General features: G+C 74.3%; 12 protein-coding genes. 10 read left to right on the top strand and 2 right to left on the bottom strand.

Annotation, left to right across the window (positions count from 1 at the left end):
- Together ACFXAM_RS11725 and ftsY are read left to right on the top strand one after the other, a co-directional pair.
- A partial coding sequence (locus ACFXAM_RS11725; protein WP_380289944.1) for an AAA family ATPase occupies nucleotides 1-1,078 on the top strand: 1,078 nt, incomplete at its 5' end.
- A 55-nt stretch (nucleotides 1,079-1,133) separates the two neighbouring features.
- Complete coding sequence (gene ftsY, locus ACFXAM_RS11720; RefSeq protein WP_380289942.1) at nucleotides 1,134-2,363, top strand: signal recognition particle-docking protein FtsY; 1,230 nt, start codon at nucleotides 1,134-1,136, stop codon at nucleotides 2,361-2,363.
- Nucleotides 2,364-2,464: 101 nt separating this feature from the next.
- Here ftsY and ACFXAM_RS11715 read toward each other — a convergent pair whose 3' ends face one another.
- The gene (locus tag ACFXAM_RS11715) at nucleotides 2,465-3,136 is read right to left on the bottom strand and encodes a bifunctional DNA primase/polymerase (RefSeq protein ID WP_380289940.1); all 672 of its coding nucleotides are present in this window, start codon (nucleotides 3,134-3,136) and stop codon (nucleotides 2,465-2,467) included.
- A 577-nt stretch (nucleotides 3,137-3,713) separates the two neighbouring features.
- On the opposite strand from ACFXAM_RS11715, the gene ACFXAM_RS11710 reads away from it, so the two are divergent.
- From ACFXAM_RS11710 to ftsH, 7 genes are all read left to right on the top strand, one after another.
- A complete protein-coding gene (locus ACFXAM_RS11710; protein WP_380289938.1) occupies nucleotides 3,714-5,168 on the top strand; it encodes a hypothetical protein in 1,455 nt (484 codons plus the stop codon).
- A gap of 221 nt (nucleotides 5,169-5,389) precedes the next feature.
- Complete coding sequence (locus ACFXAM_RS11705; RefSeq protein ID WP_380289936.1) at nucleotides 5,390-6,802, top strand: ammonium transporter; 1,413 nt, start codon at nucleotides 5,390-5,392, stop codon at nucleotides 6,800-6,802.
- Complete coding sequence (locus ACFXAM_RS11700; RefSeq protein ID WP_380285260.1) at nucleotides 6,799-7,137, top strand: P-II family nitrogen regulator; 339 nt, start codon at nucleotides 6,799-6,801, stop codon at nucleotides 7,135-7,137. Before ACFXAM_RS11705 ends, ACFXAM_RS11700 begins: the two co-directional genes overlap by 4 nt.
- A 12-nt stretch (nucleotides 7,138-7,149) precedes the next feature.
- Nucleotides 7,150-9,603, top strand: coding sequence for a [protein-PII] uridylyltransferase (locus ACFXAM_RS11695; RefSeq protein ID WP_380289934.1), 2,454 nt, complete (start codon nucleotides 7,150-7,152; stop codon nucleotides 9,601-9,603).
- Nucleotides 9,604-9,818: 215 nt separating this feature from the next.
- Nucleotides 9,819-11,378, top strand: coding sequence for a signal recognition particle protein (ffh, locus tag ACFXAM_RS11690; protein ID WP_380289950.1), 1,560 nt, complete (start codon nucleotides 9,819-9,821; stop codon nucleotides 11,376-11,378).
- 115 nt (nucleotides 11,379-11,493) lie between these two features.
- A complete protein-coding gene (locus ACFXAM_RS11685) occupies nucleotides 11,494-12,033 on the top strand; it encodes a GNAT family N-acetyltransferase (protein WP_380289932.1) in 540 nt (179 codons plus the stop codon).
- 57 nt (nucleotides 12,034-12,090) lie between these two features.
- A complete protein-coding gene (ftsH, locus tag ACFXAM_RS11680) occupies nucleotides 12,091-14,010 on the top strand; it encodes an ATP-dependent zinc metalloprotease FtsH (protein ID WP_380289930.1) in 1,920 nt (639 codons plus the stop codon).
- A 180-nt stretch (nucleotides 14,011-14,190) separates the two neighbouring features.
- Here ftsH and ACFXAM_RS11675 read toward each other — a convergent pair whose 3' ends face one another.
- A complete protein-coding gene (locus tag ACFXAM_RS11675; RefSeq protein WP_380289928.1) occupies nucleotides 14,191-14,991 on the bottom strand; it encodes an SAM-dependent methyltransferase in 801 nt (266 codons plus the stop codon).
- A gap of 199 nt (nucleotides 14,992-15,190) precedes the next feature.
- Between ACFXAM_RS11675 and proS the strand changes: the two genes are divergently transcribed.
- On the top strand, nucleotides 15,191-16,603 hold the full coding sequence (gene proS / locus ACFXAM_RS11670; RefSeq protein ID WP_380289926.1) for a proline--tRNA ligase: 1,413 nt from the start codon (nucleotides 15,191-15,193) through the stop codon (nucleotides 16,601-16,603).
- The last annotated feature ends 339 nt before the right edge of the window (nucleotides 16,604-16,942 follow it).

Below are 16,942 nucleotides of genomic sequence, written 5' to 3'. Positions count from 1 at the left end.
GGCCCGGGCCGCCGAGCGCCGCCGGCGCGCGGAGCACGACGCCGCCGTCGCGGGCGCCCTCGCCGCCGGCGCCCGGCACCGGCACGCCGTCCGGGAGGGGTGCCTGGCCCGCGCGGACGCCGGGCGGGCCGCCGTCGAACAGGCCCGGGCGGCGCGCGAGGCGGAGCTGAAGGAGCACCGCGAGCACGGGCGCGGCCTCAAGGACGAGCTCGACAAGCTGGTCGACGCGGGCCACCGCGACGAGGTGCTGCGGGCCGAGAAACGGCTGCGGATCGAACAGCTGGAGGGCCGGGCACTGGAGGAGTTCGGCATCGAGGGCTCCGAGCTGCTGGCCTCCTACGGGCCGGACCGGCCCGTCCCGCCGTCCACGCCGGAGGAGGGCCGGGAGCCGGGCGAGCCGCGCCCGTACGTCCGCGCCGAGCAGGAGAAGCGGCTGCGCGCGGCCGAGCGGGCGTACCAGCAGCTGGGCAAGGTCAACCCGCTGGCGCTGGAGGAGTTCGCGGCCCTGGAGGAGCGCCACACCTTCCTCGGCGAGCAGCTGGACGACCTCAAGCGCAGCCGGCGCGACCTGCTCGACATCGTCAAGGACGTCGACCAGCGGGTCGAGCAGCTGTTCACCGCCGCCTACCACGACACCGCCGCGCAGTTCGAGGGCGTGTTCGCCCGGCTGTTCCCGGGGGGCGAGGGCCGACTGGTGCTCACCGACCCGGAGTCCATGCTGACCACCGGCGTCGAGGTGGAGGCCCGCCCGCCCGGCAAGAAGGTCAAGCGGCTGTCGCTGCTCTCCGGCGGGGAGCGCTCGCTGACCGCGGTGGCGCTGCTGGTCTCGATCTTCAAGGCCAGGCCCAGCCCGTTCTACGTCATGGACGAGGTCGAGGCGGCGCTGGACGAGACCAACCTGCGCCGGCTGATCGCGATCATGGAGGAGCTGCGGGAGAGCTCCCAGCTGATCGTGATCACCCACCAGAAGCTGACCATGGAGTCCGCCGACGCCCTGTACGGGGTGACCATGAAGGGCGACGGCATCTCGCAGGTGATCAGCCAGCGGCTGCGGGAGGAACACCGGGAACGCCGGTGATCCACTCCACCGGCTGCGGTCCACGGGGACCGCTGTCGCGGATACTGGGGGGGTTATGGAATACGTGATTCTTGCCGTAGTCATCGCGGTGGTCGCCGTAGGCGCGATCGCCGGACTCGTCGTTTCCGGCAGACGACGCCAGCAGCTGCCCCCGAAGTCGCAGGCGCCGGTCATCACGGCGCCCCCGACCCCGCGCGAGCCCGCCGTCGGCGAGGAGGCCGCGCCGCCGACCGAGGAACCGCGCCGCACCGTCGAGGAGGTCCGGCTCCCCGAGGCCGAGGCCGAGGCGGCCCCCGAGGCGGAGGCCGAGGCCGAGGCCGCCCCCGAGGCGGTCGGGGAAGCCCCGGCCATCGAGGTCCCCGAGCCCACCGCCGGCCGCCTGGTCCGGCTGCGTTCGCGGCTCTCCCGCTCGCAGAACTCGCTCGGGAAGGGCCTGCTCTCGCTGCTCTCCCGCGAGCACCTCGACGAGGACACCTGGGAGGAGATCGAGGAGACCCTGCTGACCGCCGACGTCGGCGTGGCCCCCACCCAGGAGCTGGTCGAGCGGCTGCGCACCCGGGTCAAGGTGCTCGGCACCCGCACCCCGGACGAGCTGCGCGGCCTGCTGCGCGAGGAGCTCGTCGAGCTGATCGGCAAGGACTCCGACCGCACCGTGCGCTCCACCAAGCACGAGGAGGGCCCCGCGGTCGTCCTGGTCGTCGGCGTCAACGGCGTCGGCAAGACCACCACCACCGGCAAGCTGGCCAGGGTCCTGGTCGCCGACGGCCGCAAGGTGGTGCTCGGCGCGGCCGACACCTTCCGCGCCGCCGCCGCCGACCAGCTGCAGACCTGGGGCGAGCGGGTCGGCGCGCGCACCGTGCGCGGGCCGGAGGGCGGCGACCCGGCGTCGATCGCCTTCGACGCGGTCAAGGAGGGCATCGCCGAGGGCGCGGACACCGTGCTGGTGGACACCGCCGGGCGCCTGCACACCAAGACCGGCCTGATGGACGAGCTGGGCAAGGTCAAGCGGGTCGTGGAGAAGCACGGTCCGGTCGACGAGGTGCTGCTGGTGCTGGACGCCACCACCGGCCAGAACGGGCTGATCCAGGCCCGGGTCTTCGCCGAGGTGGTCGACATCACCGGCATCGTGCTGACCAAGCTGGACGGCACCGCGAAGGGCGGCATCGTGGTGGCGGTCCAGCGCGAACTGGGCGTGCCGGTCAAGCTGATCGGTCTCGGCGAGGGCGCCGACGACCTGGCGCCGTTCGAGCCGGGCGCGTTCGTGGACGCGCTGATCGGGGACTGAGCACCGTCCGGCCCCACCGGTGAAGGGTCCGCTCCCCCGGGGGCGGGCCCTTCGGCGTTCGGCGGGGACCACCCCGCCGCAGGCGCGTGGGCGCGCCGCCGTCAGGCGATCCAGGCGGGTTCGCGGGTGCGCTCGCGGCCGCGGTGGCAGGCGTAGGCGAGGGTGCCGAGCAGCAGCCGGGCCTCCGGCGGGCAGCCGGCGTTGTCGCGGGTCGGGCGGCGCAGCCAGCGGACCGGGCCGAGGCCGGGGAGCACGGTGGGCGGCGCGGCGACGAAGCTGCCCTCGCCGTGGCAGGTGAGGTCGAGCGCGGCGTCGTCCCAGCCCATCCGGTAGAGCAGGTCGGGCAGCCGGCGGGCGGTGCCGGGCGCGACCAGGAACTGCAGCCGCCCGGTGGGCGCGGCGAGCACCGGGCCCACCTGGGTGCCCATCCGCTCCAGCCGGACCAGTGCCTGCAGGCCGGCCTGCTCGGGCACGTCGAGGACGTCGAAGGCGCGGCCGGTGGGGAACAGCACCGAGACGTCGGTGCCGGGGCGGGCGGCCGGCCCGGCACCGGGGACGGGGTGCAGCCCGGGCGCGGCGCAGCGCGGCGCACCGCAGTGGCAGCGGCGCGGGGCGGCGGTGGTGCGGGCCGGCTCGCCGACGACGACGGACCAGCCCCACCGGCCGGTGTACTCCGCGGCCGCCTGGCTCGCGGTGGCGCGGGTGCGGTGGCGCGCGCCCAGCGGTGCCAGCCGCAGGTGCCCCAGTCGAAGTACGCCGAACAGGTTGTCCATGCCTCCCCCAACAGGATCTCGTTGCCGATGGTTACGGGACGGTGACTGTGTGTTGTTTTTCCTGTGCGTGGTGCGTGGTGCGGTGGCGGCGCACAGCGCGCGGTGTGCGCCAGTTGCCCTGATGCGCCTCGTGCGCCGCCTTGTGGTCGGCGGTGCCGATGCCGGATCGTCGGTGCGCGGGAGGGCCGTCGGTCGGTGCGGGTGCGAAGTCCGCCCGTGGCGGCGGCGGTTCGCCTGAAGAGCCGGGTGCTGTCGGGGACTTGGCGGCCCGCATATGCCGGACCGCCGGGACTTCCTAGTGAACCGCCTGCCGGCACGCTTCGGTTCACTCCTGGGGGTGGCGAAAGGTGGCGTTTCGCCAGGGCCGCTCCCCGGGGCGGTGCGCGGGGCGTTACGTTCAGCACACGGACCTCGTCGGGGAGTCCGCTCCGGGCCATGGCGGGCCGGGAGTTGGGGAACTGACGGTTCGTCTGCGGCTGTGGCGCCGCAGTCCGGTACGACACGTCTGGCAAGAGCCCGCAACCGTCGGGCGATCACGATCGGGGCCCCGGGGCCCGGGCGGGATGGGGACGGACCCATGGCAGAGAAGCAACCCAACGAGAAGCTGACCACGTGGTTCGCCCGCAGCGGCTGGTCCAAGGGGGAGTTGGCCCGTCAGGTCAACCGCCGGGCCCGGCAGATCGGGGCCCACCACGTCTCCACGGACACCTCGCGGGTGCGACGATGGCTCGACGGCGAGCAGCCGCGCGAGCCTATTCCGAAGATCATGTCCGAGCTGTTCTCCGAGCGCTTCGGGTCGGTGGTCTCCATCGAGGACCTCGGGCTGCGCGCCGCCGTGCCGGTCTCCACCGTCGGCGGCGGCGTCGACCTGCCCTGGAGCGCGCCGCAGACCGTCCAGCTGATCAGTGACTACTCGCGCAGCGACCTCATGCTCAACCGGCGCGGCTTCCTGGGCACCTCGCTCGCCCTGACCGCCGGTGCCGCGCTGATCGAGCCGATGCAGCGCTGGCTGGCGCCCGGCCCGAACGGCGCCCCGACCCCGATCCTGACCGCCGCCAACGGCGGAGAGCCGTTCACCGGCCGGCTCTCCGAGCCCGAGCTGGAACTGCTGGAGCAGACCACCGTCATGTTCCGGCAGTGGGACGCCCAGAACGGCGGCGGGCTGCGCCGCAAGGCCGTCGTGGGCCAGCTCCACGAGGTCACCGACCTGCTCCAGGAGACCTACCCCGAGCAGACCACCAAGCGGCTGTTCCGGCTCACCGCCGAGCTGGCCCACCTGGCCGGCTGGATGTCCTACGACGTCGGCATGCACCCCAGCGCGCAGAAGTACTACGTACTGGCGCTGCACGCCGCCAAGGAGGCCGGGGACCGTCCGTTCGGCGCGCTGATCCTGACCGACATGAGCCGGCAGATGATCCACCTCAACCGGGGCGAGGACGCGCTGGAGCTGATCCACCTCGCCCAGTACGGCAGCCGCGACACCGCCACCCCGCGCCAGCAGTCCCTGCTGTACGCGATGGAGGCGCGCGCGTACGCCACGATCGGCGAGGTGAACCGGTGCGCCCGGGCGATCCGGCTGGCCGAGGACACCTTCACCGACATCCGCGAGGGCGACGGCGACCCGGACTGGCTGAAGTTCTTCTCCCCGGCCGAGCTGAACGCGGAGAACGCGCACTCCTTCCGCGACCTCGCCTACCACTCGGACAACGCCGAGCTGTACGCCTCGATGTCGGCGCCCGTGATGGAGCGCGCGGTCGACCTGTTCCGGCAGGACGGCGACCACGTCCGCTCCTACGCCTTCAACCTGGTCGGCATGGCCAGCGTGCACCTGCTGCAGCGGGAGCCGGAGGAGGCGGCGGTCTTCGCCGAGCAGGCCGTGGACATCGCCACCAAGGTCCGCTCCGAGCGGCTCAACTCGCGGGTCCGCAAGACCACCGAGGCCGCCGTCTCCCGGTTCAAGGGCGTCGACGCGGTCAGCCGGCTCAAGGAGCGGGTGGTCCAGGACATCCCCGAATACGTCTCGGTGGTCTGAGCCGCCACCGTGACCCCCTCACCGGCCGTGCCGTCCGCCGACGGCACGGCCGGTGCCGCGTTCACGCGGGCGTAACCCCGCGGTCGCCCTCGTCACGGCGGTGAAACACCCGGCCGCATCGGCCGAAACCAGCCTTCGGCACGCTCCTGCTCAACGCCGACGCCCCGGGCCACGGGACAGGGACCCGGGTCGGATCGGCTTCCAGTCAGGAGGAGACGCCGATGCCGGACGGCTTCAGCGCGGGTGACACCGCCTTCGTACTCATCTGTGCGGCCCTGGTCATGGTGATGACCCCGGGGCTGGCCTTCTTCTACGGGGGGATGGTCCGGGCCAAGAGCATCCTGAACATGCTGGCGATGAGCTTCCTGTCGCTGGGCATCGTCAGCGTGCTGTGGGTCCTCTACGGCTACTCGCTCAGCTTCGGTCCCGACGCGGGCGCCGGACTGATCGGCAACCTGGACTTCCTCGGGATGCGCGGCGTCGGCGTGGCCGACCTCACCGGGACGATCCCGGTGACGGCGTTCTCCGCCTTCCAGCTGATGTTCGCGGTCATCACCCCGGCGCTGATCAGCGGCGCGATCGCGGACCGCGCGAAGTTCGCGGCCTGGGGCCTGTTCGTGGCGCTCTGGGTGACCGTGGTGTACTTCCCGGTCGCCCACTGGGTGTTCTTCTTCGACGGCGGGCACGGCGGCTGGCTCGGCGACCGCAGCGGGGTGATCGACTTCGCCGGCGGGACGGCCGTCCACATCAACGCCGGGGTCGCGGGCCTGGCGCTCTGCCTGGTGCTCGGCAAGCGGATCGGCTTCCGCAAGGATCCGATGCGCCCGCACTCGCTGCCGCTGGTGATGCTCGGCTCCGGGCTGCTCTGGTTCGGCTGGTTCGGCTTCAACGCCGGCTCGGCGCTGGCCGCCAACGGCGTGGCGGCGACGGCCCTGCTCAACACCCAGGTCGCCACCGGTGCCGCGCTGGTCGGCTGGCTGCTCTACGAGAAGCTGCGGCACGGCGCGTTCACCACGCTGGGCGCCGCCTCCGGCGCGGTGGCGGGCCTTGTGGCGATCACCCCGGCCTGCGGCTCGGTCTCCCCGCTCGGCGCGGTGGCGATCGGCCTGGTCGCCGGTGCCGCCTGTTCGGCCGCGATCGGCCTGAAGTACCGCTGGGGCTTCGACGACTCGCTCGACGTGGTCGGCGTGCACGCCCTCGGCGGGGCGATCGGCTCGCTGCTGGTCGGCCTGTTCGCCACCGGGACGGTCGGCCAGAGCGCCAAGGGGCTGTTCTACGGCGGCGGGGCGGCGCAGCTGGGCAAGCAGGCGATGGGCGTGGCGGTGGTCGGCGCCTACTCCTTCGTGCTCTCCTGGCTGCTGGCCAAGGCGGTCGACCGGGTGATCGGGTTCCGGGTCGCCGAGGAGGTCGAGCTGGCCGGTATCGACCAGGCCGAGCACGCCGAGTCCGCGTACGACTTCGGCGCGCTGGGGTCGGGCCTCGGCCGCACGGCCGCCCCGGCCGCGGTGCCGGTCGCCGCGGCGGCCGCGACCGCACCCGCCCCGGCGACCGCGACCGCAGCCAGGACCGCGACCGCGGCCCCAGCCGCAACCGCACCCGACAGCATCGAGAAGACCGAGGTGGACGCCCGATGAAGCTCATCACCGCCGTCATCAAGCCCTACCGCCTGGACGAGGTGAAGGCCGCCCTGCAGGCCTTCGGCGTGCACGGCCTGACCGTCTCCGAGGCCAGCGGCTACGGCCGCCAGCGCGGTCACACCGAGGTCTACCGGGGCGCGGAGTACACCGTGGACCTGGTGCCCAAGGTCAGAGTCGAGGTCCTGGTCGAGGACGAGGACGCCGAGCCGCTGATCGACGTCCTGGTCAACGCGGCCCGGACCGGCAAGATCGGCGACGGCAAGGTGTGGGCGGTCCCGGTCGAGACGGCCGTCCGGGTCCGCACGGGCGAACGCGGCCCCGACGCCCTCTGAGGGCCCGACCGGATGGCCACCGCCCCCGACGCCGCCCCGGGCCCCGGTCCCGACGGCCACGCCGCCGACCGGGCCCGGCTGCTCGCCGCTCCCGGCCCCGGCGGCCGGGAGCGGCGCACCGCCCTGTCCGCGCTCACCGACGACTGGCTGGCCGGCCTGTTCGCGGCGGCCGGCGCCCCCGCCGGGGCCGCCGTGGTCGCGGTCGGCGGCTACGGGCGCGGCGAGCTCTCCCCGCGCAGCGACCTCGACGTCCTGCTGCTGCACGAGGGCCGGCTGGACGCCGCCCTGCCCGAGCGCCTCTGGTACCCGGTGTGGGACTCCGGGGTCCCGCTCGACCACGCGGTCCGCACCCCGGCCGAGGCCCGGGCGGTGGCCGCCGCCGACCTGAAGGCGCAGCTCGGCCTGCTGGACGCCCGGCACGTGGCCGGCGACCCGGCGCTCACCGCCGCGCTGCGCTCCGCCGTCCTCGCCGACTGGCGGGCGGGCGCCGCGCGCCGGCTGCCCGAGCTGCGCGAGCTGGGCCGGGAGCGGGCCGAGCGGCACGGCGAGCTGTCCTTCCTGCTGGAGCCCGACCTCAAGGAGGCCCGCGGCGGACTGCGGGACGTCGTCGCGCTGCGCGCGGTCGCCGCGAGCTGGCTGGCCGACGCACCCCGGGAGGGGCTGGACGCCGCCGCGCTCCGGCTGGCGGACGTCCGCGACGCCGTCCACCTGGTGACCGGCCGGGCCACCGAGCGGCTCGCGCTGCAGGACCAGGACCAGGTCGCCGCGCGGCTGGGCGTGCCGGACGCCGACGCCCTGCTGCGCCGGGTCTACGAGGCGGCGCGGACCGTCGCCTACGCCTCCGACGTCGCCTGGCGGTCGGTGGAGCGGGTGCTGGCCGCCCGCTCGGGCCGGGGCCGGCGCCCGCCCCGGCGCGTCCCGTTCGCCCCGTTCACCGCCGCCGGGCGCGGCGCGGCGGCCCGGGGCGCGGTGGAGCGCCGGCCGCTCGCCGAGGGCGTGGTCGAGCAGGACGGCGAGGCGGTCCTCGCGCTGGGCGCCCGCCCGGCCGCGGATCCGGTGCTGCCGCTGCGCGCCGCGGCCGCCGCCGCGCAGAACGGCCTGCCCCTCGCGTACGCGACGGTGCGCCGGCTGGCGGCGGAGTGCCGGCCGCTGCCGGTGCCCTGGCCGGACGAGGCGCGCGAGCAGCTGGTCACCCTGCTCGGCGCGGGCGAGGCCTGCCTGCCGGTCTGGGAGGCGCTGGAGGCGCAGGGGCTGGTCACCCGGCTGCTGCCGGACTGGGAGTGGGTGCGCTGCCGGCCCCAGCGCAACGCGGTGCACCGCTGGACGGTGGACCGGCACCTGGTGGAGACCGCGGTGCGGGCCGCCGCGATGACCCGCCGGGTGGCGCGGCCGGACCTCCTGCTGGTCGCCGCCCTGCTGCACGACCTCGGCAAGGGGCGGCCGGGCGACCACAGCGAGGCGGGCGAGGCGCTCGTCCGGGGTCTGGCCGCCCGGATGGGCTTCGATCCGGAGTCGGTGGAGACCCTGGCGGTGCTGGTGCGCCACCACCTGACCCTGGTGGAGACCGCGACCCGGCGGGACCCGGACGACCCGGCCACCGTGGAGGCCGTCACCGGGGCGGTCGGCACGGCGGCGCGCCTGGAGCTGCTGCGGGCGCTGACCGAGGCGGACGCGCTGGCCACCGGTCCGGCCGCGTGGAGCGCCTGGCGGGCCTCGCTGGTGGACGGCCTGACCGCCCGGGCCGCCGCCCGGCTGAGCGGGGCGGGCGGCGGGTGGCCCGGTCCGGTCGAGGCCGGGCCGACGGCCGAGCAGGAACGGCTGGCGGTGGAGGCGGCCAGGACCGGCGGACCGGCGCTGTCGCTGTCGGCCGCCGCGCCCCGGGCCGACGGCGACGGCGCCGGGCCGATGGGCGCGCGGCTGCTGCTGGCCGTCCCGGACCGGCCGGGCCTGCTGGGCACCGTCGCCGGGGTGCTGGCCCTGCACCGGCTGGCGGTCCGCTCGGCGCACCTGCGCGAGCTGGACCCGGTCGGCGCCGGGCCGGTGCTGGTGCTCTCCTGGCGGGTGGCCGCGGCGTTCGGGGAGCTGCCGGAGGCGGCCCGGCTCCGGGCGGACCTGCGCCGGGCGCTGGACGGCTCGCTGGACGTCGCCCGCCGGCTGGCCGAGCGGGACGCCGCGGCGCCGCGCCGGCGCGGGGTCCCCGCCCCGCCGCCGGTGGTCGCGGTGGCGCCGCCGGTGGCCTCGGCGAGCGCGACGGTGCTGGAGGTGCGCGCGCACGACGCCCCCGGGCTGCTGCACCGGATCGGCCGGGCGCTGGACGGCGCGGGGGTGCGGGTGCGGACCGCGCACGTCTCGACGCTCGGCGCGGACGCCGTGGACGCCTTCTACCTGACCGACGGGGCGGGGCGTCCGCTCGGTGCGCGGCGGGCCGGGGAGGTGGCGGCGGCGGTCCGGGCGGCGCTGGGCTGAGGCCGTCGGCCGAGGCGTCCGCCGGGCCGTCCGGCGAGGCGCCCTCCGGGCTGCCGCGGGGCTGCCGCGGGGCCGCCCGCAGGGCCGTCGCGGGGCCGTTCCCGGAACCCGTCGAGGTCCGGTCGAACCCGGGTGGAGACCGTCCCCGGGGCGGCCGGATACCCTTGGGGGCGACGACCGTACTCACACCGATGCCGCAGAGGACCCGCGACGACGTGTTCGACACCCTTTCCGATCGCCTCGCAGCGACGTTCAAGAACCTCCGGGGCAAGGGCCGCCTGAGCGAGGCGGACATCGACGCCACCGCCCGCGAGATCCGCATCGCGCTGTTGGAGGCGGACGTCGCGCTGCCGGTCGTCCGGGCCTTCATCAAGCAGGTGAAGGAGCGTGCGCTCGGCGCCGAGGTCTCCGGCGCGCTGAACCCGGCCCAGCAGATCATCAAGATCGTCAACGAGGAGCTCATCGCCATCCTCGGCGGCGAGACCCGACGGGTGCGGTTCGCCAAGAACGGCCCGACGGTGATCATGCTCGCCGGTCTGCAGGGTGCCGGTAAGACCACCCTCGCCGGCAAGCTCGGCCACTGGCTGAAGCAGCAGAAGCACACCCCGCTGCTGGTCGCCTGCGACCTCCAGCGCCCCAACGCCGTCAACCAGCTGCAGGTCGTCGCCGACCGCGCGGGCGTCGCGTTCTACGGGCCCCAGCCGGGCAACGGCGTCGGCGACCCGGTCCAGGTGGCCCGGGACTCGATCGAGTACGCCAAGCAGAAGCAGCACGACGTCGTCATCGTCGACACCGCCGGCCGCCTCGGCATCGACGCCGAGCTGATGCAGCAGGCCGCCGACATCCGGGCCGCCGTCGACCCGGACGAGGTCCTGTTCGTCGTCGACGCGATGATCGGCCAGGACGCGGTCACCACCGCGCAGGCCTTCCTCGAAGGCGTCGACTTCACCGGCGTGGTGCTCTCCAAGCTCGACGGCGACGCCCGCGGCGGTGCCGCCCTGTCGGTCGCGCACGTCACCGGCCGGCAGATCATGTTCGCCTCCAACGGCGAGAAGGTCGACGACTTCGACGCCTTCCACCCGGACCGGATGGCCTCGCGCATCCTGGGCATGGGTGACGTCCTCTCGCTGATCGAGAAGGCCGAGCAGACCTTCTCGCAGGCCGAGGCCGAGAAGATCGCCGCCAAGCTGCGCGGCGGCCCGAAGCAGTTCACCCTGGACGACTTCCTGTCCCAGCTGGAGCAGGTCCAGAAGATGGGCTCGATCTCCAAGCTGCTGGGCATGCTGCCGGGGATGGGCCAGATCCGCGAGCAGATCAACAACATCGACGACAAGGACGTCAACCGCGTCGGCGCGATCATCAAGTCGATGACCCCGACCGAGCGCGCCGAGCCGGAGCTGATCAACGGCTCGCGCCGGGCCCGCATCGCCAAGGGTTCGGGCGTCCAGGTCGGCGAGGTGAAGAACCTGGTCGAGCGGTTCTTCGAGGCCCGCAAGATGATGTCCGCGATGGCCTCCGGCAAGGGCGTGCCCGGGATGCCGGGCATCCCCGGCATGGGCGGCGGCGGCAAGAAGTCCGCCAAGAAGGCCCCGGTCGCCAAGGGCAAGCGCAAGAGCGGCAACCCGCTGAAGCGCGCGCAGGAGGAGGCCGCGGCCGCCGAGCGCCGCGCGCTCGGCCCCGGCCAGCCGCCCGCCGAGGGCGGCGCGTTCGGCCTCGGCGCGGGCAAGGGCCCGGCCGACTTCGAGCTGCCCAAGGAGTTCAAGGACCTGCTGTAGTCCGGTGCGCGCCGGTCCGGCGCGCACGGGGAGGCGCCATTGAACGGCCCTCCGCCCGGTTCCCCCGGGCGGAGGGCCGTTCGCCTGCCCGGTGGCCGTCCGCGATGATGGTCCGATGCGAGTGACGATCAGGGCCCCGAGGTCCGGGGACGAGGTGGCGTACGCCGAGGCGGTCCGGAGGTCCGTCGAGCACATCGGCCGGTGGAACCCGGTGGAGCCGGACGCGCTGGCGGACCTGATCTCGCGCCAGGGCCCCTCGCTGCGGACCTTCCTGATCCTCGACCGGGAGACCGGCGGGCTGGTCGGCAAGGTCAACGTGGCCAACATCGTGATGGGCCGGTTCTGCAACGGCGCGCTCGGCTACGACTCCTTCCTGCCGTTCGCCGGCACCGGGCGGATGACCGAGGGCATGCGGCTGGTGCTGGACCGCTGCTTCGCCCCGCGGTCGGAGGGCGGGCTCGGCCTGCACCGGCTGGAGATCAACGTCCAGCCGGACAACGACCGGTCGATCGCCCTGGCCAAGCGGCTCGGCTTCCGGCACGAGGGGTTCACCCCGCGGATGCTGTTCCTCCAGGGGGCCTGGCGGGACCACGAGCGGTTCGCGCTGACCGTCGAGGAGTGGCCGGGGTCGGCCGCCGTGGAGGAGCGGGGCTGACGGGCGGGGCGGCGTTGCGGTTGGAGGAGCCGAGCTGATGTCCGTATTGTCCGATGGGTGACTGATCCCGTACCACCGCGCCAGACCCCCGACCAGCCGTGGCGGTCCGAGGGCGCCCCGCCCCCGCCGCCCCCGCGGCGCAAGATGCCCGGCGGCTGGACGGGCCTCATCCTCACCGCCCTCGTGGTGTTCCTGATCAGCGATGTGCTGCTGTCCTTCTTCGGCCCCGGCGGCGCGACCACGATCTCCTACACCGAGTTCAACACCCAGCTGAACAAGGGCAACATCACCAAGATCTACTCCAAGGGCGACTCGATCGAGGGCACCCTCAAGAACGCCGAGCCGAAACCGGACGGCGGCAAGGGGACCTACACCGAGTTCGAGACCCAGCGCCCGGTCTTCGCCGGGGACGACCTCTGGACCACCCTCCAGCAGCAGGGCGTCGAGGTCACCGCCGAACCGGTGGTCCAGCAGCGCAGCTTCCTCGCCAACCTGCTCATCTCGCTGGCCCCGATGCTGCTGCTGATCGTGATCTGGGTGCTGCTCGCCCGGCGGATGGCCGGCGGGCTCGGCGGCGGGGCGCTCGGCCGCAAGGCCCCGCCCAAGCCGGTCACCGCGGAGGCCGGCCGGCGCACCACCTTCGCCGACGTGGCCGGCATCGACGAGGTCGAGGCCGAGCTCACCGAGGTCGTCGACTTCCTGAAGAACCCGCAGCAGTACCGCCGGCTCGGCGCCAAGATGCCGCGCGGCGTCCTGCTCAGCGGCCCGCCCGGCACCGGGAAGACCCTGCTGGCCCGGGCCGTCGCCGGCGAGGCGGACGTGCCGTTCTTCTCCGCCTCCGCCTCCGAGTTCATCGAGATGATCGTCGGCGTCGGCGCCAGCCGGGTGCGCGAGCTGTTCGCCGAGGCCCGCAAGGTCGCCCCGGCGATCATCTTCATCGACGAGATCGACACCATCGGCCGCCAGCGCGGCAGCGGCGGCGGCATGGGCGGTCACGACGAGCGCGAGCAGACGCTCAACCAGATCCTGACCGAGATGGACGGCTTCACCGGCTCCGAGGGCGTCATCGTCATCGCCGCCACCAACCGGGCCGACGTGCTCGACCCGGCGCTGCTGCGCCCCGGCCGCTTCGACCGGCGGATCACCGTCAGCCCGCCGGACCGCGACGGCCGCGCGGCCATCCTGCGCATCCACTCCCGGGACGTCCCGCTGGCCGGCGACGCCGACCTGAACCGGCTCGCCAAGGTCACCCCCGGGATGACCGGCGCCGAGCTGGCCAACCTGGTCAACGAGGCCGCGCTGCTCGCGGTCAAGCGCCGCCAGGACGCGGTGAACGACCGGGACCTCTCGGACGCGCTGGAGAAGGTGCAGCTCGGCGCCGTCCGGCCGCTGGTGATGCCGCAGGCCGAACGGGAGCGGACCGCGTACCACGAGAGCGGCCACGCCCTGCTGGGCATGCTGCAGCCGGGCGCCGACCCGGTCCGCAAGATCACCATCGTGCCGCGCGGCCGCGCCCTCGGCGTCACCCTCTCCACCCCGGAGACCGACCGCTACTCCTACACCGAGCCCTACCTGCGCGGCCGGATCATCGGCGCGCTCGGCGGGATGGCCGCCGAGCAGGTGGTCTACGGGGTCATCACCACCGGCGCGGAGAGCGACCTGGAGCAGGTCACCAACATCGCCCGCGGCATGGCCGGGCGGTGGGGCATGAGCGAGCGGGTCGGCCGGCTCACCGCCGTCCCGTCCGACCCGCAGGGCGCCTACGGGCTCTCCGCGGCGCCGACCACGCTGGACGCGGTGGACGAGGAGGCCCGGCGGATCGTCGCGGAGTGCTACGAGGAGGCGGTGCGGCTGCTGACCGAGCAGCGGGCCCGGCTGGACGCGCTGGCGGCGGCGCTGCTGGAGGCGGAGACGCTGGACGAGGAGCAGGCCTACCGGGCGGCGGGGGTGCCCCGGAAGGCGCTCGACCAGGCCTGAGCACCCGTGAGCGGGGGCCGGGGTGAGCGGGGGCTGGGGTGAGGGGCGCGCGCCGTGCTGGTGCGCGCCCCTTCGTCGGTCCGCGCGTCGGTCCGCGCGTCGTACCGCGCCGCTTCTGCGGACCGTCCGCCCCGCTGACCCCGGCAGGGCCCGCCGGGGCCCGCTGAACCCCGGCGGGGCTCAGCGGGGCCGTTCGGCGATCAGGTAGCGGAAGACGTTCGTCATCCGCACCGTGCCGTCCGGCCGCAGGTACGGCTGCAGCGCCTCCTCCAGCTCCTTCGCCACCAGCGCCGGCCCGGAGAACTCCTCCGCCGCGTCGTACAGGCCGGTGGAGAGCAGTCCGCGCACCGCGCTCGCCGGATCGGGGTAGGCGAACGGGCAGCCCACCCGGCCCCCGCCGGCCGGGCGCAGACCCGTCCCGGAGAGCAGGTCCTCCAGCGCGCCGGGCGGGCTCAGCTCGAACGGGTCGCGCGCCCGGCTGCGCCGGGCCATCCGCCGGGCGACGTCCAGCACGGCCGCGCTCTCGCAGCGCTCCCGGGGCCCCCAGGCGGCCAGCACCACGTGCCCGCCGGGCAGGACCAGCCGGCCCGCCGCGGCGACCGGGCGGCGCGGTTCGCCGCCCGGCGGGGGCTGCTCGAAAACGGTGACCAGCGAATAGGCCGAGCGGGCGACGTCCGCCCCCGTCCGGCGGTCCGCGTCGACCCGCAGCCGGCGCTCCCGGGCCAGGGCGCGCAGGTCGTCGTCGGGCTCCAGCCCGGCCACCTGCGCGCCCCGGCCGGCGGCCAGCAGCAGGGCGAGGCCGGAGCCGCAGCCCAGGCCCAGCACGCTCGTCGCCGGACCGACCTCCAGGCGGTCGTGGACGGCCTCGTAGAGCGGCACCAGCATCCGCTCCTGGATCTCCGCCCAGTCCCGGGCCCGGGCGGCGGGCCGCTCCGTGCCGGGGGGTGCTGGGGTCGTGCCGGTCACCCGCGCTGAAGCCATCGCGGCCTCCCATCCGGTCCATCGGTGTGCTGCTCCGGCCCCCCTCGACGTCCCGCCCCCACTCCAGCGAACAGCGGCTCGGGCGCGGCGTCCAGAGGGGTGCGGGGTGGTGCGCGCGTGTCGGGGTCGTGCGCCCCCGGGCGGGTCGTCGCGGAGAACGGATTCGAAGTCGGGGGCTTGCTCCCCGTACGATTCGCCCATGGCTAAGGCACCCGTTCTCACCCCCCAGGCGGAAGACTTCCCGCGCTGGTACCAGGACCTCATCAACAAGGCCGAGCTGGCCGACAACGGTCCGGTGCGCGGCACCATGGTCATCCGACCGTACGGCTACGGTCTGTGGGAGCGGATGCAGCAGGAGATGGACGCCCGGATCAAGAAGGCCGGCGCCCAGAACGCCTACTTCCCGATGTTCATCCCGCAGTCCTACCTGACCAAGGAGGCGGAGCACGTCGAGGGCTTCGCCCCCGAGCTCGCGGTGGTCACCCACGGCGGCGGCAAGCAGCTGGACGAGCCGGTCGTGGTGCGGCCGACCTCCGAGACGATCATCAACGAGTACTTCTCGAAGTGGGTGCAGAGCCACCGCGACCTGCCCCTGCTGATCAACCAGTGGGCCAACGTGGTCCGCTGGGAGCTGCGCCCGCGCGTCTTCCTGCGCACCACCGAGTTCCTCTGGCAGGAGGGCCACACCGCCCACGCCACGTACGAGGACGCGCGTGACTACGCCTCGATGATCCACACCCAGGTCTACGGCGACTTCATGACCAACGTGCTCGGCATCGACGTCGTGCTCGGCCGCAAGACCGCCAAGGAGCGTTTCGCCGGCGCCATCAACACCCTCACGCTCGAAGGCATGATGGGCGACGGCAAGGCGCTGCAGATGGGCACCAGCCACGAGCTGGGCCAGAACTTCGCCAAGGCGTTCAACACCACCTACCAGCTGCAGGGCGCCGAGCGCGAGTACGTCTGGCAGACCTCCTGGGGCGTCTCGACCCGCATGGTCGGCGGCCTGATCATGTCCCACGGCGACGACAGCGGCCTGCGCGTCCCGCCGCGGCTGGCCGCCGTCCAGGCCGTCGTGCTCGCCATCAAGGGCGACGACGCGGTGATCGCCAAGGTCCGTGAGATCGGTGCCGCGCTGGAGGCCGCCGGCGTCCGCGTGGTCGTCGACGACCGCACGGACACCCCGTTCGGCCGCCGGGCCGTCGACTGGGAGCTCAAGGGCGTGCCGGTGCGGATCGAGGTCGGCCCGCGCGACCTGGAGAACGGCACCGCGATGCTGGCGCGCCGGATCCCGGGCGGCAAGGAGCCGGTCTCGATCGACTCCCTGGCGGCCACCCTCCCGGGCATCCTGGAGGAGGACCAGGCCCTGCTGCTCCGTCAGTCGCGCGAGCGCCGCGAGGCCCGCACGGTCGACGTGAAGACCATCGACGAGGCCGCCGAGGCCGCCGCCACCGGCTGGGGCCGGATCTCCTGGGCCGAGCTGGGCCCGGAGGGCGAGGCCAAGCTGGCCGAGCAGGGCGTCTCGGTGCGCTGCATCGTGGCCGCCGACGGTTCGGTGCCGCAGACGGACGACCAGGAGGGCAACGTCGCGCTCGTCGCGCGTGCCTACTGACCGTTCGGTCGTTCTCCGGATAGTGGACGATCACGAAGGATGTCACCGGAAAACGATGTCCGGGGCCGCGTTCTGACGCTTGTTGTCCTGTCCGGCGGGAAATTCGGACGTCCGATGACCGGCGTTGTTCCGCGCATGTCTCACATGCCGACATCCCTACTGGCCGGTCAACTGCCGGTATTAACGGAATAGCGGTACGGTGTACGGCCCGTGGCCCTGTCAACTCGACAGGACCACGGGCCGTACGTCCTGGGGGCGACAGCCCGCTCCCGGACGGAAATGACGAGGCGCCCGCCGAGCCGGCGGGCCCAAACCTGCAGGGGGTTGGTCTTGCGTCAG

The sequence above is a fragment of the Kitasatospora sp. NPDC059462 genome, assembly GCF_042749955.1.
Lineage (GTDB): Bacteria > Actinomycetota > Actinomycetes > Streptomycetales > Streptomycetaceae > Kitasatospora.
This window is presented reverse-complemented; position numbering and strand designations above follow the sequence as displayed.

What these genes read in the sequence shown, in the direction of transcription:
- ftsY (WP_380289942.1), top strand. Translation starts at nt 1,134, where the DNA reads ATGGAATACGTGATTCTTGCCGTAGTCATCGCGGTGGTCGCCGTAGGC.
- ACFXAM_RS11715 (WP_380289940.1), bottom strand. Translation starts at nt 3,136, where the DNA reads ATGGACAACCTGTTCGGCGTACTTCGACTGGGGCACCTGCGGCTGGCA.
- ACFXAM_RS11710 (WP_380289938.1), top strand. Translation starts at nt 3,714, where the DNA reads ATGGCAGAGAAGCAACCCAACGAGAAGCTGACCACGTGGTTCGCCCGC.
- ACFXAM_RS11705 (WP_380289936.1), top strand. Translation starts at nt 5,390, where the DNA reads ATGCCGGACGGCTTCAGCGCGGGTGACACCGCCTTCGTACTCATCTGT.
- ACFXAM_RS11700 (WP_380285260.1), top strand. Translation starts at nt 6,799, where the DNA reads ATGAAGCTCATCACCGCCGTCATCAAGCCCTACCGCCTGGACGAGGTG.
- ACFXAM_RS11695 (WP_380289934.1), top strand. Translation starts at nt 7,150, where the DNA reads ATGGCCACCGCCCCCGACGCCGCCCCGGGCCCCGGTCCCGACGGCCAC.
- ACFXAM_RS11685 (WP_380289932.1), top strand. Translation starts at nt 11,494, where the DNA reads ATGCGAGTGACGATCAGGGCCCCGAGGTCCGGGGACGAGGTGGCGTAC.
- ACFXAM_RS11675 (WP_380289928.1), bottom strand. Translation starts at nt 14,991, where the DNA reads ATGGCTTCAGCGCGGGTGACCGGCACGACCCCAGCACCCCCCGGCACG.
- proS (WP_380289926.1), top strand. Translation starts at nt 15,191, where the DNA reads ATGGCTAAGGCACCCGTTCTCACCCCCCAGGCGGAAGACTTCCCGCGC.